Below are 15726 nucleotides of genomic sequence, written 5' to 3' on the forward strand. Positions count from 1 at the left end.
TTGGGAGGGGCAAAATGGACAGGATACTTGCGCGGTTCAGAATTCAGACAAAGGTTATCGTACTGGTTCTGCCGTTGTTGCTGACGATCGTCGCGGTCGGCGCCACAGGACTTTACGCAACGGGAGTCTTGGAAGCGCGACTCAACACGTCAAATGACGTGGTCCGGCTGCTTTCAGGATTTAAGGCCGTTTACGCCGGCATTACGACGTTTCTGCGCGAGCCCGATGATGCGACATTCAAGCAAGCCTCCGACACAACCGCAGCACAGATCAGCGAACTCGACCGTATGGTCACAGTGATTCCGGACGCCCAGGCAGCTGCTGAACTGAGGAAAGCGCAGGAGGCAACGCGCACGATCCTGAGCCACATCAACGAGATATGGAAACTACGACAGGACCGTTCGCAACTGACGAACAACATTGCCGCGCAGCTCGAAGCGCTAAACTCTGTTCAAATGGAACTTGGCAAGCGCGCGTTCAAGATCGTCGCTCAGGGTGCGCAGCTTGAAAATAAGCGAAAGTCGAGGCTTTCCGAGACATTGGCACTTCAGTCGCTTCTCAACCGCTGCGAAAATCTCAGGGTTCAACTACGGTCGATCGATGACCCCTCTCTGCGTCGCGAAGGAACAGCTGTCCGAGCATCGTTGGAAGACCTCGCGCACAAACTCTCGAAATCTGACCGTCTTCTCACTTCGTTGGGTGTGCGAGATGGGCGCCGCATTGCGGACAGGATTTTGGCGTTCCTCAGCCAAAGTGGAAGCCAGGAAACGGGGGGCCAGCTCGCGGCATTGGCCATTGCCAATGACTTGGCTGGTTTGACCGAAAGCTTACGGGTGCAGAGTGCGGCAGCCGTCGAGCAAGCCGCTGCCGATCTGAACGGTTCGAGCGATGGCTCTGTCGACGCCGACAAGGTGACGAAAAAGCTTCGATCGATTGTGAGCAACGGCAGCGACGTAAAAATCGCCTTCGCCAGCCTTTTGGGTGAACCGACGGCGGATAACGTCAAAACAGTCGAGCGAACCCTTTTTGTCTACGCCGGCGAGATACGCTTGCTGACGGAACTGGCGACCGTCGATTCTTACTTCGGCGAAGTCCCGGCAAGGGTAGGGGAAATCGACGACCAATTGCGCGAAAGCGCAGCCGGACTGGAGACCAATCGGGCACGTGCCGAAGAGCAGTACCGCCACGCGACTGATAAAATCAACGAGATCTGGGGGCTGATGGACGCATTTGCCGGCGCCCAACGGCAGATGGCATCCGCCGAGCGATCGTTGACCAACTCGGTGTCTCTCACATCGATGGCGATCGGATTTCTCGTCGCGATAGCATCCGGCGCCGCATTGGTCGTCACCCTCAAACGGCCGATCGGTTCAATCACAGACAGCATGCGGCGTTTGGCCGGTGGCTCGTTGGACATTGCGATTGACGGAGATCGACGAAAAGATGAGATAGGCGAGATGGCACGTGCACTTGCCGTGTTCAAGGAAAACGCCGTCCAGAAGATTGCCATCCAGGCGCGGACGGAAGAGGTCCATCGACTGGCCCAGTCGGAGCGGGACACGAACGATCGCGAACGAGCTTCTACGCAGCAAAATATCGAACTGGCAGTGACATCACTTGCGGACGGGCTTAGAAACCTGGCGAGCAGAGATCTGCGGAACACCATCGAGGTCCCGTTTGCTGGGGATCTGGATATTCTCAGGCGAGACTTCAACAGCACGGTCAGCGACTTGAGCTCGACCATGCTGGACGTTCGTGCGACGTCAGCCGAAATTCACACCAATGGCCGGCTCCTCGCGGATGCGTCCGAAGAACTTTCTCGCAGAAATGAACAGCAGGCAGGCTCGATCGAACAGACTGCGGCAGCGATCGAAGAGATCACCATCACCGTAGCGGAGGCCTCTAAACGTGCAACGAGCGCGGCTGACATCGTACAGCGCGTCAAGCTCGAAGCCGATGGCTCACTTGTTATCGTGGAAAATGCTATCGCCGCGATGTCTCGGATCAAGGAGGCATCCGATCGCATAACGAGTATCGTCACGGTAATCGACGGCATTGCATTCCAGACAAATCTTCTCGCGCTTAACGCCGGAGTTGAGGCTGCCCGCGCCGGAGAAGCCGGCAAGGGATTTGCTGTCGTCGCGCATGAAGTCAGAGAACTTGCCCAACGTGCCGCCTCGGCTGCGAAAGAAATCGGCGCTCTTATCCATCATTCGACGACCGAGGTGGACGTGGGGGTAGATTTTGTCGAGAAAGCCGGCCACGCCCTCGACGATATTGCGGCCAAGATTGGCGCGGTTTCCGGGGATGTCGGGCAATTGGCACTCTCGAGTCAAAGTCAGGCAAAGAGCCTCAATGAGATCAACGACGCCGTAAGCACCATGGAAAGAGTGACCCAGTTGAACGCCGCAATGGCCGAGGAAGCTGGCGCGGCCACCCGCCGGCTTGCGGAGCAAGTAGACGACCTCGTTCAATTGGTGGGGTCGTTTGCACTTAACGAGCCGCCATTCGTCCACGCGGAGAGGGCGGCCTAGCCTTGATTGCCCACCCCGTGGCGATTCAGCCCTCCGCTCAGCACTTAAATAAATAAGGATACTCCCGTTGAAGCTCGATCCAAACAAGCAGTTCTCGGCCTTTCTTTTCGATATGGATGGAACCCTTCTGACTTCCATAGCCGCTGCCGAGCGAGTTTGGGGTGCCTGGGCGAAACGCCAGGGGCTGGATCCCATTGCCTTCCTGCCGACAATGCACGGGCAAAGGGCGATTGACACTATTCGGCGGCTGGAGCTTCCCGGCGTGGACCCGGAGATTGAAGCTGAAAAAATCACAAATGCGGAGATCGACGACGTTGAGGGGGTTGTCGCGATTGCGGGAGCGGCAGAGTTCCTAGCTGCTCTTCCTACCGATCGTTGGGCGATCGTCACATCTGCTTCAAAGGAGCTTGCTCGGCGGCGACTTGAAGCCGCCGGGCTACGCATGCCGAACGTCATCGTGACCGGAGAAGATGTCGCTGCTGGTAAGCCGGACCCTCAATGTTTCCTTCTTGCGGCAAGGCGGCTTGGAGTTCCGGCTGCAAATTGTCTTGTTTTTGAGGACGTTGAGGCCGGCGTAAAAGCCGGCAAAGCGGCAGGCGCGGACGTAATGGTCGTCACAGCAGCCGGGCATGATTTGGATTTACCCGGCAACCCAACCATAAATGACTACACCAAGATTGCGCCGGTGGTGTCTGCAGACGGACTACTGTCGATTACACTTGCATATGCGTGCTAGCGCCTCGTGTTTTCAATGAGTTGGTGGTTACAGAATCGGTGGAGCGTTGTGGCTAACAAGCGCTCGCCGACAGTGTGGCGGTGGGTCGCCCTTCAAATATGCAGGACGAAAACTTGTTTTTTGATCGGTATTAAATGAAGCACCGATCGGCACGCAAATCCGGATCCGTGACTCTTCTGAGCAAGCCTCTCAACCGTCTCGCTGAACCGAGAATCTAATCTTCAACTCGGGCACACATCGCGGCCATTTGATGTTCCCGAAAGGAGTTAGGGGCACAAATGGAAAGGATCGGGTGCGAATTGGAAACAAGTGTGAGACATCGGCAAATACCCGCCCGCCCCGCCCTCTTTCGCCCTTGACTACAAATCAAAGTTACTTAATCTAAGCGCCGGCAGGACTCCCTGGGAGGAGGGGCCGGCAATTGCGATCTGTGTCGCACCATCTTCGTCTCCCAAAGCCATGACTCCGGATCGTTCGCCGCTGATTTTTCAACAGGGATAGACCATGCCTCTGACCATTGCCCAACGCCTCGATCGCCTCAAAGTCCGCATTGCGGAGCTCGCGCATTGGCGGGATCGGCAGAGCAGTCCGATCGGCGGCTGGACCTTCGAGGGGGAGCCGATCGGCCATCATCAGGACTGGCCGCATCGCCAGGGCGTCGTGCGTTTCGCTGCAAGCGCCGAGGCGCCGGCGGGCTGGCCGCTCGACGATATCCGCCTGCAGCTCGATCTCGGCGGCGAGAGCCTGATCACGCTGAGCTATCCGGATGGGCAGAGCGAGACCTTCGGGCTCGATCCCTATCATCAGGAATTTCCGGTCAAGGGCCGGCGGTTTTCGATTGCGACGGAAAGCGTTGCGCGCTTTCCCTTCGGCGAACCGAACCGGGCGCCGCGGCTGAACAAGGCCCGGCTGATCCGGCTCGACGGTCCGGCCCATCGCCTGCATCTTCTGCTGAAGCAGGTCGCCGAGGCGATCGAGGTGCTCGGCGAACATGAAGTCGTGCCGCATATGGTGGATGCCGCCGAGCAGACCTTGCGCAGCCTCGACTGGCCGTCGGATACGACCGCTTACGTCTCCCGCACCGCCGATGCCGTGATGCAGCAGAAGATCTGGGAGTTGCCGGAACTTCAGGAGAATCCGGCAGGACTTTCCGACGAGCAGAGCGCCTCGGCGGCTTCCGCCTTCGAGGCGCTGACGGCGCGGCTGAAGGAGTTGCAGAAGCGCTTTCCTGCGAATGGCGAGCTGGTGCTGACCGGCCATGCGCATATCGATCTCGCCTGGCTCTGGCCCTATCGCGAGACGCGGCGGAAGATGCGGCGCACTTTCAACACGGCGCTGTCGCTGATGGAGCGCTCGGCCGATTTCCGCTTCAACCAATCGACCGCGCACTATTATGCGCAGATGGAAGAGGAGGATCCGGAGCTTCTCGATCGCATCAAGCAGAAGGTCGTGGAAGGCAAGTGGGAAACCGTCGGCGGCATGTGGGTCGAGCCCGATACCAACATGCCGACTGGCGAGAGCCTCGCCCGCCAGGTTCTCTATGGCCAGCGCTATTTCGAAAAGACCTTCGGCGCGCGCCACACGGTCTGCTGGCTGCCGGATTGCTTCGGCTTCTCCGGCGCCCTGCCGCAGATCCTGAGGCAGGGCGGCATCGACAGCTTCTTCACCATCAAGGTCAATTGGAGCGAGACCAACCACATCCCCTCCGATCTGTTCTGGTGGAAGGGCCTCGACGGCAGCCAGGTGCTGACCCACACTTTCGACAATCCGATGCAGGGCTACAACGGCTTCGTGCAGGCCGATTGCTACGTGCCGACCTGGAAGAATTTCCGCGGCAAGGTGCAGCATCATGCCTCGCTTCTCGCCGTCGGCTATGGCGACGGCGGCGGCGGCGTGACGCCCGAGATGGTGGAGCGCGAAGTGCAGCTGCGCGATTTTCCCGCCATTCCGCAGGCGCGCTGGGGCACGGTCAAGGGCTTTTATGAAGAGGCACACCGCACCGCATCTGAGAAGAGCCTGCCCGTCTGGGATGGCGAGATCTATCTCGAACTGCACCGCGCGACGCTGACGACGCAAAGCGGCGTCAAGCGCAAGCACCGCCAGGCGGAGCGCGCGCTGATCACCGCCGAGACCATCGCTTCGCTTGCGCACATGCTGGGCGCGGACAAGCCCAGAAGTCTGGAAGCGGACTGGCGCGTGGTGCTGAAGAACGAGTTCCACGATATCCTGCCGGGATCGAGCATCCGCGAGGTCTATCAGGATGCCGAGCAGGAGCTTGGCGGCGTCATCGACAATGCCAAAGCCGAGCAGGCAAAGGCCCTGCAGGCGCTTTCGGCCAACCTGCCGAAGGGCGGCGTCGGCAATGCACTCGTCGTCGTGAATCCGTCGCTTGCGCCGCGGCCGCTGAGCGCCACGCTTGCCGACGGCACGGTCGTCTCGGCTGCCGATATCGTCGCTCCCTTGTCCGTCGCGGTGTTCGACAGGCAGGCGCTGAAGCCGGCGGGCGGGCTGATGGCAACAGCCGACCGCCTCGAAAACGATCATCTCGCCGTCGTCATCGGCAGGGACGGCGCGGTTGCGAGCCTCGTCCACAAGGCGAGCGGCCGCGAAGCCGTCGACGGCTCGGCAAACCAGCTCTGGGTCTATCCGGCCGACAAGCCACGCAACTGGGACGCCTGGGATATCGATGCCGATTATGCCGAAAAGGCCGTCCGGCTCGAAGCGCCCGAAAGCATCAGCCTCGTCGAAAACGGCCCGCACCGCGCGGCGATCCGCGTGGTCCACCGCTACCGCAATTCGAGCGTCACGCAGACCTATGTGCTGACCGCCAATGCCAAGCGGCTCGATATCGAAACGACGATCGACTGGCATGACCGCCGCACTCTGCTGCGCACGCTGAACCCCGTCGACGTCAGGTCGCGCAAGGCGAGCTTCGAATGCGCCTTCGGCGTGGTCGAGCGGGCAACGCATACCAACACCTCCTGGGAGCAGGCGATGTTCGAGGCCGTCGCCCACCGCTTCGTCGATATCAGCGAGCCGGGCTTCGGCGTGGCGCTGCTCAACAACGCCAAATACGGCCACAGCGCCCGCGGCAATGTGATCGGCATGAGCCTGGTGCGCGGGGCGATCTATCCCGATCCGCTGGCCGACGAAGGCGAGCAGAGCTTCACCTATGCGCTGATGCCGCATGACGGCGCCTGGCATGAAGGCGGCGTGCTGGATGAAGCGCTCGATCTCAACCAGCCGCTCGTGACCGCGGAAGCCCAGGGCCTTTCCGCCGGCGCTTACGCGCCGCTCACCATCGCCGGCACCCCCGTCGCCTTCTCGGGCCTGAAGCCCGCGGAAGAGGGCGACGGCCTCATCCTGCGCCTCTACGAGCCCGCCGGCCGGCGCGGCCGCCTCTCTCTTAGCCTGCCTTCCGGATGGAGCGCGTCGCAGCCGCTCAACATTCTCGAAGAGCCGATGGAGCGCCAGGGGCCGGCAGACATCATGCCGTTCGAAATCCGGACCTGGAGGCTGCGGAAGGGCTGATCCCGGCGCTCGGAAACGGGACAAACTGGACAAAAAGCAGGATCGCGCCGGCGAGGTAATCGACGCGGCGCAGAGCTATTTCGCCCCGCAAGACAAATCAGTCCTGTAGCGTCTGGCCGTCAGGGCCGATGTCACCGACTATCGTCTCTCGCGCCCATGCGTCGACGCCGCTCGGCATGGGTTTCGGCAAGACGCGGTTTTCCAGCCCGAAAGATCAGTTCCGGCTGCTTTATCTCGCCCAGGATCTAGCGACTGCGGTCGCGGAAACGATTGTTCGCGACCGGTTTCAGGGCAAGGCCGAGCGAGTGATCCTGCGGGAAGAGCTCGACCGCTATTCGATCGCCGTTATCCGAAACCCGGTTCCGCTGTTCCTGCTCGATCTGCGTTACGAGGGTGCAAACCTGCTCGGGGTTTCCACGGATGCCGTCCAAGCGAGGGCGCAGACGAGCGGGCGCCGCCTCAGCCAGGCCATCTACGATCGCACCGATTTTGACGGGATCCTCTATATGTCCCGGATCACCAACAAACAATGCGTTGCCTGCTATGACCGCGCCGTGCCGGGTCTTGAGGCCGACAGCCCTGCATTGGATCTCATCCGGCTCTTGGCACTCGGCCGGATCTTCGATGCCCTGCACGTCACTGTTATATCAGGGGAATAATCCAGATCGGCGAGAAGACTTTCGGCGGTTGATGCAGCCTGAGGCGGCTCCGTATCCACTTTCGGCGCTCGCTATCCCGATCGCGCATCCAAGTTCCGGGCGCGGTGAAAGCGGAACTTTTTATTAGACCTTTATCGACTGTTAGTGGGCCCAGGCCATGGCAAAGTGCTTCCCCTTCGAAGACAAGGTGAGGAAAAGCCGGAGGCAGAGACGGCGGTCGAATGAAGTCGATCGCCCATTCGATGGCCGGCGGGAGATATGAGGACTCCTGCCGCGCTCAGCAGGAACTGAAACATGCCAAGCATCTTTTCGCGCATCAGCACAAAACTGGCCACGCTTTCCGCCATCGGTATCTTCCTGGTGACGGTCATGCTGCTGACCGTCTGGCAGGGCGGCCAGCATCTGTACGAACGCGCGAAATATCGCGAGGAGCTGTTGATCGTTTCGCGCGATCTCGTCGACGCCAAGGCTTCATGGCGCGGCATGCAAGTCGGCGTGCGCGATCTGCGTCTTGCCAAATCGGCAGATGAGATCGCCAAGGCCACCGATTACATCGCCGCGCGCCATCACTCGGTTGTCAAATATCTCGACGACGCCATGTCCGGACTGCGAATGGAGGTCGAAAAGGACCGGATCGTCAAGCTCAAGGCCTTGGGCGACAGGCTTTTCGCCGCGACCGGCGATGTGGTCGAAATCGCCAGGGAAAGGCTCGCCCTCAAGGCCGCCGACACGTCCCTCGACGCACGGGAAAGCGAGGCTCAGGCAAACCTGCTGGTAATTTCGGCCGACGCATCCAAGCTGATCGATGAAGGCGTGGACTCGGCCAAGGCCATGGCGACCACGGCGGAGGAAGAGGCAGATGCCGCCGCTCTTCTGGTCCTCAGCCTCAATCTCGGCATCGGCCTGCTGACGATCGTCACGCTGATCGCCGCCGCCATATTCGGTTCGCGGGTTATCGCAAAGCCGATCGGCCGGATTACCGCAAGCATGAACGATCTTGCGGAAGGCAGGCTCGAGGTCGCCATTCCCTTCGCCGGCCGGCATGACGAAATCGGCCAGATGGCCCGGGCCGTCGAGGTCTTCAAGCAGAACGGCGTCAAGGTGCGCGAGCTGGACGCGGCCGGCGCCGACAAGCGGGTCAAGGTCGCAGAAATGCAGAAGAGCGTCGATGCGGTCATCACCGCGGCTGCGGCCGGCGACTTCACGCAGCGCGCGCCGGAGGAGTTCGGCTATCCCGATCTCAATCGCATCGTTATGGGTCTCAACCAGCTCGTCGCCTCGGTCGATCGCGGCGTTGCGGAAACCCGCCGGGTGGTTTCCGCTCTGGCGAACGGCGACCTGACCGAGAATATGCGCGGCGAGTTCCAAGGCTCCTTCGCGGAACTGCAGACCAACGTCAACGCGACGATGACCAACCTGTGTGCTGTCCTCGGCGAAGTGCGCGCGGCCGTCGACATCATCAATGGCGGCGCCGGCGAGATGCGCATCGCCTCCGGCGACCTGTCGAACCGCACCGAGCAGCAGGCGGCGTCGCTGGAGGAAACCTCCGCGGCGCTCGAGGAAATCACCGTCGCGGTGAAGAATTCCACCGAACGCGCGCTGGAAGCCAGCCACATGGTCGACGAGGCAAAGAAAAGCACCGGCCAGTCGAGCGCGGTCGTCAGCCAGGCCGTCTCCGCGATGGGACGGATCGAGCAGGCGTCTGGCGAAATCGTCCAGATCATCAACGTCATCGACGAGATCGCCTTCCAGACCAATCTTCTGGCGCTGAATGCCGGCGTCGAGGCGGCGCGCGCCGGTGAGGCCGGCAAGGGTTTTGCCGTCGTCGCCCAGGAGGTCAGGGAACTCGCGCAGCGTTCGGCCAATGCCGCCAAGGATATCAAGCTGCTGATCAACCGTTCCAGCGACGAGGTTCATGCCGGGGTGAAGCTGGTGACGGCGACGGGCGAAGCGCTGGGCAGCATCCAGGGCCATGTGGTGAAAATCGACGAGCATGTCCGCTCGATCGCAACGGCTGCCCGCGAGCAGTCGACCGGCCTCTCGGAGGTCTCGACCGCGGTGAACCAGATGGATCAGGTCACGCAGCAGAATGCGGCCATGGTCGAGGAATCGACGGCGGCGACCAACCGGCTGGCGGAGGAGGCGGCAAACCTCGCCCGGCTGATCGCCCGCTTCAAGCTGGATGCCGCGCAGATGGCTCCCCGCACCGTCACTCCTGAAAGCCGGCCGGTAACCTCGCCCGCCCGCGCCCTCGGCCGCAAACTCGCCGGCGCCTTCGGCGGAAAAGCCGTGACGGCGGCTGCGGCTGCCTCATGGGAAGAGTTCTGAGCAAACGATCGGGATCGCCAATGAGCGCAGGCAGCATTCCTGCCTGCGCTCGACAGCGGTGCGCCAATGCCAAGCGCACCGGATGCCTTTTACTTGGATATGTCCGCCGTCGCCGCCAGAATCACTTTGGCTACCTCGGCCGGCTGCGACAGTTGCGGCGTGTGGCCCGCCGCCAGGGTGACGACATGGGCCGAGATTTTCTGCGCCATCGCCTTCTGCAGCTCCGGCTGGATCATGCGGTCCTCTTCGCTGACGATGTACCAGGACGGCTTCGTCTTCCAGGCCGCGTCGCTCACTTTCTCCTCGAAATTCTTGCCGCGCACGGGGCCTTGCGTGACCGTCATCAGCTGCGTTTCTTCAGCCGGCAGATCCTGAGCCAGATGCTGTGAGACGCCTTCGAGGCTGAGCATCAGGAAGCCCTCCTTGTCCGCGACGATATGCGCGAAGCCCGACGGAGGCGGATAATCCTTCGACAGGTCGGCAACCGACTGGCCTTCGGAGGGGGCGAAGGCGGCGACATAGACCAGCGATTTGACGCGCTCATGCAGGCCGGCTTCGGTGATGACGACGCCGCCCCAGGAGTGGCCGACCAGAACGACCAGGCCGGTTTGCCTGTCGAGCGCGCGCCGCGTGGCCGTTACGTCGTCGGCGAGCGACGTTAGCGGGTTCTGCACCGAGACGACCTGCAGCCCTTGGGCCTGGAGCAGCGGGATGACTTTGCTCCAGGCCGACCCGTCCGCAAACGCGCCGTGCACGAGCACGACGGTCGGTTTCTGCTGATCGGACGAGCCCGCGGGTGCGGCGTTGGACGCGAGCGCGCTGCTGCCCAGCGCGGCCGCCAGGACTGCTTTTTTTGCGAAAGACGACATCAATACTCCTTGGTGTTTGGCAACCGCCGCGCTGCGGCGGAAGGTGGCGAGTGCGATGGCGGGACTGTACTTACGAAACAAAGGGGAATAAATTTGCCGAAGGGTTCATGATAACAAACACTGAGTTTCAAATGGACAAGCTTGGCTGTATGCTGGTTTTCGTGAAAGCGGTCGAAACGGGCTCGATTTCAGCCGCTGCCGAAGAACTCGACCTGTCGTCGCAATTGGCCGGCAAGCAGTTGAGGGCGCTGGAGCAGGGGCTGGGAATCAAGCTGCTGACCCGGACCACCCGCAAGCAAAGCCTCACCGACGGCGGCCGCATTTTCTACGATCATGCCAAGAACATCCTGGCGGAAATGGCGGCGGCTGAAGCGCTGATCGCCGAAACGCGCGCGACTCCGCGCGGCCGGCTTCGTATCAGCGCGCCGATCACTTTCGGCAGCCACGCCCTTGCGCCCGAACTGCCGAACTACCTCAAGCGCCACCCCGAGATATCCCTGGATCTCAGCCTTACCAACCGGACGGTCGATCTGGTAGAGGAGGGTTTCGATGTCGTTTTCCGCACCGGCGATCTTCCGGACAGCGGATTGCTGGCGAGACGTCTGGCGCCGCTGCGCCTAGTCGTCTGCGCCGCGCCGGCCTATCTCCGATCGGCCGAAAAACTCGTCCAGCCGGAAGATCTGCAGCGGCACGAGTGCCTGATTTTCTCGCATACGTCGCTGCGCACGCAATGGTCCTTCGAGGGGCCGCAGGGCCGTGTGACAGTGCCGGTGGCCGGACGGTTTTCGACCGACAGCGGCGAAGCGCTTCGCGCCGCCGCCGTGGCGGGCATGGGCGTGCTCCTTCAGCCGCACGAACTCGTGGCCGAAGAAATCAGCGCCGGGCGGCTGGTGAGGCTCCTGCCGGAATACGAGCCGCCCGCGCGCCCCCTGCATGCGCTCTATGCTCCGGACCGGCGAATGACGCCGAAGCTGCGGAGCTTTCTGGACTTTGCCGTGCAGAAGTTCGCCGGCGAGCAGCGCTGATGCAGAGCGATGGCTCCGAGCCATTTCGGATCACTGCGACCAGCTGGCCGCCGGTCGAAAAGCCTCGGGCCGGGCGGCAAAATTTTCGACCACGAAATCGACGAAAGCGCGGATTTTGGGTGAAAGCTGGCGGTTCGACGGCCAGACGAGCGAGAGCGAGCCGAAGGGCGCCATGAAGGCGGTGAGGACCGGGATCAGCGTGCCGGCCCGGATATGCGGCTCGGCGACATAGACGGGCAGATGCGCGAGGCCGAGCCCGTCTCTCGCCGCCCGCAGCCCGGCATCGGTGTTGTTGAATGTCAGGCTTTTCGGCAGAAGCAGCCGCTCGTGCGGCGGGCGGAATGCCCAGGGCGCGATGCGGCCGCTGGATGGGTATTTGAAGTGAATGCAGGCGTGCCGGGTGAGATCATCAGGCGTCTCCGGCCGACCATGGCGGTCGAGATAGGCGGGGCTTGCGCAGACGACGAAATGCTGCTCGCCGAGCGGACGGGCGATCAGCCGCGCATCGGCCAGCTCGCCGCTGCGCACGACGACATCGAGCCCCTCCGTAACGAGATCGATGACCCTGTCTTCGAAATCGATGTCGAGTTCGATCTCGGGGAAGCGCGCGGTGAAGCTCGGCAGGATCGGCATCAGAAGATGGTGGCCGACGATATGGGGAACGCTGACGCGCAGGCGCCCCCTCGGCCTGTCCCGGCCCTTTGACACGGCTGCTTCCGCGTCCTGCATGTCGTCGAGCACACGTTTGTAGTGCTCGTAGAGGACTGTCCCTTCCTCGGTCAGGCTGATGCTGCGCGTCGTGCGGTTGAAGAGCCGCACGCGGAGGCGGCTTTCCAGACGCGCCACCGCTTTGCCGATCGCCGAAGGCGAAACGCCGGCAAGGCGCGCGGCGGCGACATAGCTCCGCTGTTCGGCGGCATGAACGAAGGCGACGACGCTTGCGAGACTATCCACGGCCACATCCGATTGAGGACATTTTGTCCTTTATGTAAGTCCATCTATAGTGATTGATCAACATTGCGTAACAAATATCCTCTGTCTCGGATGCCTTGCCCCAACTCGAAGGAGCGAATGCATGCGGGACTATGCCAAGGAATTGCCCGAGCCCAGGGAAAAATTCATCGGAGAGAACGACCTTTTTCTTGAGATATTTCATGGGAACCGTGACTCGCAAAAAGCCGGCCGCCCGCCGCTGCTGTTCGTCCATGGGGCCTTCACCGGCAGCTGGATGTGGAGCAAGTACATCCCGCATTTCATGGCCGCAGGATGGAACTCCTACTGCATCAATCTGCGCGGCCACTATAAAAGCAGATCGGTCGATTTCACGCAGGTCGAATTCGAGGATTATCTCGAAGACATTGGCGAGGCGATCGCCGAAATCGTCGATGAAAGCGGGAGCCCGCCTGTCGTGATCGGCTTCAGCATGGGCGGCATCCTCAGCCAGAAACTGGCGGAAAGCGTGAAGATCGCCGGGCTGGTGCTGATCGATTCCAGCATCTGCAGGCAAGTGCATGACGCGGTGCCCTATCAAGGTCTCGCCCCGCGGGCGCCCGGTCTCGTCGTGCCCGCACCGGCGCGCGACGAGCAATTCAGCGCCGATGAGACCTTCGAAGATCTCGCGTTCCAGCGGAAATACCTGTCCATGGAGTCCGGCAAGGCTTTCGGCGCCTTCTCCTTTTATTTCGGAGCGGAGGGGATTTCCATCGACGGCCGAAGGATCACCTGTCCCAGCCTGGTCATCTCAGCCGTCGGAGATGAAGATGATGACCGGCGCGGCCGGGCGGCGGCGCGGCACATCGGCGGCGAATATCTGGGTCTTGCCGGCACGACGCATACGGGCTTGCTGGTCGGGCAACGGTATCACGAGGCGGTCAGACGCATCTTGGACTGGCTGGCGCGCTTCCCCTGAAACCCGGCAGTCAAGCTGATAGTCTGGGAACGAGATGACCTGGCAAGGTGACAGCTTCGACGGCACGGGCTCCGGTAATCATCTCCACGATCGTATTGATCATGTCACAAGTGGGTTGCTCGTAAGTCGTCAGGCCATAGGCGGGCGTCGCGCCAAGCTCGATGTTGTCGAAGCCGACCACCGCAAGGTCTTGCGGAACGCGACAACCGAATTCGCTGCGGGCCGTATCCATGGCTCCTAACGCCAGAATGTCATTTTCACACATCAGCACATCCACGCGTGATGATGGAGGGGTAGCGCTTAGATAGGCTCGCGCCGCTTCGGCGCCTGCCTCAGCACTGTATCGGTCTGTATTGAGCTCTACGACACTCTCCACGCCTTTCCGCCGCCAGAAATTCGCGTAGTGATGGCGCCGGCCGAGTGCGGTCGACAGGGTTCTTGCTCCCGTCATGAAGCCCGGACGGCGATAGCCCTTGTCGAACAGGTAATCGACCATTTGGCTGAGAGCGAGTTCAGCATCGCAGGCGATTGCCGGGACGCCAGGGATCTGGCTGTCTCTTGCCAGGACGAACATCGGCGGAAAACCCGGCCCGAGGCGTCGATCACCGAGAGTTTCCTCGCGAAATGCCGTCCCGAACAGGATCACGGCGTCGAATTGCCGTTGGTCGGCATTGATCAGCGCATGAACGTGATCGAAATGTCGATTGATATTGATCAGTACCGTCAACAGACCCTCCGCCTGCAGGCGCTCGGTCAACATCTCCAGAACCGGAAGCTTGTGCGGATTGGTGAAGTCGTCGACGAAGACCGCGACCTGATGTGTGATGTTTGTTGCAAGGCTGCGTGCAAGCAGGTTCGGCGAATAGTTCAGCGCCTCGGCGGCCTGAAGCACTTTTTGCCGGCTGGCGTCGGTGATGGATGCGCCTGGCGTAAACGCACGGATGACCGTCCATTTCGATACGCCTGCAGCGTCCGCCACCTCTTTCGCGGTTGCCCTTTTGCGCATGCCTTTCTCCTCTCGATTGGAATGAATATTCCATAAAAAAATAAAAATGGAATGGATGCTTGATTTCTGACGAGGATAAAGTAATTTGGCTGCGTTTGCTACCGGTAGCAAATGAGTTGCAACCGGTAGCAAATGCTGGTTCGCATAAGGCGGACTGTTTTTGGGAGGGTAAAATGAAATTTGATTTGAAACCGCTTCTCGCGGGCGCGGCCGTCGCTGTTGCGCTCATGTGCTCTTCGGCAGTTGTCAGCGCTGCCGATATTCGCATCGTTGCCGTCACCCATGGCCAGGCCAATGACCCGTTCTGGTCCGTGGTCAAGAACGGCGTCAACGCGGCTGCGAAGGATATCGGCGTCAGCGTCGACTATCGCGCGCCGGAAACATTCGACATGGTGTCAATGGGGCAGCTCATCGATGCTGCCATCAATCAGAAGCCTGACGGGATCGTCGTCTCCATTCCGGATGCCTCGGCGCTCGGCCCGTCGATCAAGAAGGCAGTGGCCGCCGGCATTCCGGTTATCTCGATCAACTCGGGATCCGATGTTTCGAAGGAGTTGGGAGCACTTCTGCATGTCGGCCAGGACGAATACACCGCGGGCAAGGCTGCCGGCGCGAAGCTGCAGGAATTGGGCGGCAAGGAAGGCTTGTGCGTCAATCAGGAGGTCGGCAATGTCGCGCTCGATCTGCGCTGCAAGGGCTTTGCCGACGGTTTTGGCGGCAAGGTCATGGTTCTGCCCGTTAGCAACGATCCTGCTGACGTCCGTGCGAAGGTCAAGGCGGCGCTGAGTTCGAATGTCGCGGTCGATACCGTCATGGCGCTCGGCGCCGGCACCGCCGGCGAGCCGTCTCTGGCAGCTGTCGAGGATGTAGGAATGATCGGCAAGATCAATGTCGCGACCTTCGACCTTTCGGCAGATTTCCTGAAGGCTGTGGCCGATGGCAAGGCGGCCTTCGCGATCGATCAGCAGCAGTTCCTGCAGGGCTATCTGCCGGTCGTGTTCCTGGCCAACTACGCAAAATACGGGCTGATCCCAGGGGGCAACGTCCCATCCGGCCCGAACCTGATCACCAAGGAAAAGGCCGCCCAGGTCGTAGATCTTTCCGCCAAGGGCATTCGCTGAAAAGAATT

The 15726-nt window shown here is 61.3% G+C and carries 11 protein-coding genes; 8 read left to right on the forward strand and 3 right to left on the reverse strand.

Annotation, left to right across the window (positions count from 1 at the left end; genetic code table 11):
* Nucleotides 1-14: 14 nt before the first annotated feature.
* From ATY77_RS00235 to ATY77_RS00255, 5 genes are all read left to right on the forward strand, one after another.
* Nucleotides 15-2534 (forward strand): methyl-accepting chemotaxis protein, encoded by a 2520-nt coding sequence (locus ATY77_RS00235; RefSeq protein WP_088685568.1) that lies wholly within the window; start codon nt 15-17, stop codon nt 2532-2534.
* Between the two features lie 67 nt (nt 2535-2601).
* The gene (locus tag ATY77_RS00240; RefSeq protein ID WP_280950720.1) at nt 2602-3270 is read left to right on the forward strand and encodes an HAD-IA family hydrolase; all 669 of its coding nucleotides are present in this window, start codon (nt 2602-2604) and stop codon (nt 3268-3270) included.
* Nucleotides 3271-3774: 504 nt separating this feature from the next.
* Complete coding sequence (locus ATY77_RS00245; protein ID WP_088685569.1) at nt 3775-6801, forward strand: glycoside hydrolase family 38 C-terminal domain-containing protein; 3027 nt, start codon at nt 3775-3777, stop codon at nt 6799-6801.
* Nucleotides 6802-6929: 128 nt separating this feature from the next.
* A complete protein-coding gene (locus tag ATY77_RS00250; protein WP_245314258.1) occupies nt 6930-7460 on the forward strand; it encodes an RES family NAD+ phosphorylase in 531 nt (176 codons plus the stop codon).
* A gap of 294 nt (nt 7461-7754) precedes the next feature.
* Nucleotides 7755-9788 (forward strand): methyl-accepting chemotaxis protein, encoded by a 2034-nt coding sequence (locus ATY77_RS00255; RefSeq protein ID WP_245314259.1) that lies wholly within the window; start codon nt 7755-7757, stop codon nt 9786-9788.
* Nucleotides 9789-9877: 89 nt separating this feature from the next.
* On the opposite strand, the gene ATY77_RS00260 is transcribed toward ATY77_RS00255, so the two are convergent.
* Nucleotides 9878-10657 carry an alpha/beta hydrolase gene (locus ATY77_RS00260; protein WP_088685570.1) on the reverse strand — a complete coding sequence of 260 codons (780 nt, stop codon included), beginning with the start codon at nt 10655-10657 and terminating at the stop codon, nt 9878-9880.
* A 131-nt stretch (nt 10658-10788) separates the two neighbouring features.
* Here ATY77_RS00260 and ATY77_RS00265 point away from each other — a divergent pair, with 131 nt between their 5' ends.
* Entirely contained in the window at nt 10789-11682 is an 894-nt protein-coding gene (locus ATY77_RS00265) for a LysR family transcriptional regulator (protein ID WP_088685571.1), read from the forward strand.
* A 30-nt stretch (nt 11683-11712) separates the two neighbouring features.
* Here ATY77_RS00265 and ATY77_RS00270 read toward each other — a convergent pair whose 3' ends face one another.
* Nucleotides 11713-12636, reverse strand: a complete 924-nt coding sequence (locus ATY77_RS00270; protein WP_190237549.1) for a LysR family transcriptional regulator — start codon at nt 12634-12636, stop codon at nt 11713-11715.
* Between the two features lie 121 nt (nt 12637-12757).
* Between ATY77_RS00270 and ATY77_RS00275 the strand changes: the two genes are divergently transcribed.
* Entirely contained in the window at nt 12758-13591 is an 834-nt protein-coding gene (locus ATY77_RS00275; protein ID WP_088685573.1) for an alpha/beta hydrolase family protein, read from the forward strand.
* 10 nt (nt 13592-13601) lie between these two features.
* On the opposite strand, the gene ATY77_RS00280 is transcribed toward ATY77_RS00275, so the two are convergent.
* The gene (locus ATY77_RS00280) at nt 13602-14597 is read right to left on the reverse strand and encodes a LacI family DNA-binding transcriptional regulator (protein ID WP_088685574.1); all 996 of its coding nucleotides are present in this window, start codon (nt 14595-14597) and stop codon (nt 13602-13604) included.
* Nucleotides 14598-14770: 173 nt separating this feature from the next.
* Here ATY77_RS00280 and ATY77_RS00285 point away from each other — a divergent pair, with 173 nt between their 5' ends.
* On the forward strand, nt 14771-15718 hold the full coding sequence (locus ATY77_RS00285) for a sugar ABC transporter substrate-binding protein (protein ID WP_088685575.1): 948 nt from the start codon (nt 14771-14773) through the stop codon (nt 15716-15718).
* Nucleotides 15719-15726 lie beyond the last annotated feature (8 nt).

The organism is Rhizobium sp. R634 (assembly GCF_002211305.1).
In the GTDB taxonomy this organism is placed as follows: Bacteria; Pseudomonadota; Alphaproteobacteria; order Rhizobiales; family Rhizobiaceae; genus Rhizobium.

Bases quoted from the DNA above. Each gene is read 5' to 3' on its own strand.
- ATY77_RS00265 (WP_088685571.1), top strand. From the start codon at position 10,789: ATGGACAAGCTTGGCTGTATGCTGGTTTTCGTGAAAGCGGTCGAAACG.
- ATY77_RS00235 (WP_088685568.1), top strand. From the start codon at position 15: ATGGACAGGATACTTGCGCGGTTCAGAATTCAGACAAAGGTTATCGTA.
- ATY77_RS00285 (WP_088685575.1), top strand. From the start codon at position 14,771: ATGAAATTTGATTTGAAACCGCTTCTCGCGGGCGCGGCCGTCGCTGTT.
- ATY77_RS00280 (WP_088685574.1), bottom strand. From the start codon at position 14,597: ATGCGCAAAAGGGCAACCGCGAAAGAGGTGGCGGACGCTGCAGGCGTA.
- ATY77_RS00275 (WP_088685573.1), top strand. From the start codon at position 12,758: ATGCGGGACTATGCCAAGGAATTGCCCGAGCCCAGGGAAAAATTCATC.
- ATY77_RS00245 (WP_088685569.1), top strand. From the start codon at position 3,775: ATGCCTCTGACCATTGCCCAACGCCTCGATCGCCTCAAAGTCCGCATT.
- ATY77_RS00255 (WP_245314259.1), top strand. From the start codon at position 7,755: ATGCCAAGCATCTTTTCGCGCATCAGCACAAAACTGGCCACGCTTTCC.
- ATY77_RS00260 (WP_088685570.1), bottom strand. From the start codon at position 10,657: ATGTCGTCTTTCGCAAAAAAAGCAGTCCTGGCGGCCGCGCTGGGCAGC.
- ATY77_RS00250 (WP_245314258.1), top strand. From the start codon at position 6,930: ATGTCACCGACTATCGTCTCTCGCGCCCATGCGTCGACGCCGCTCGGC.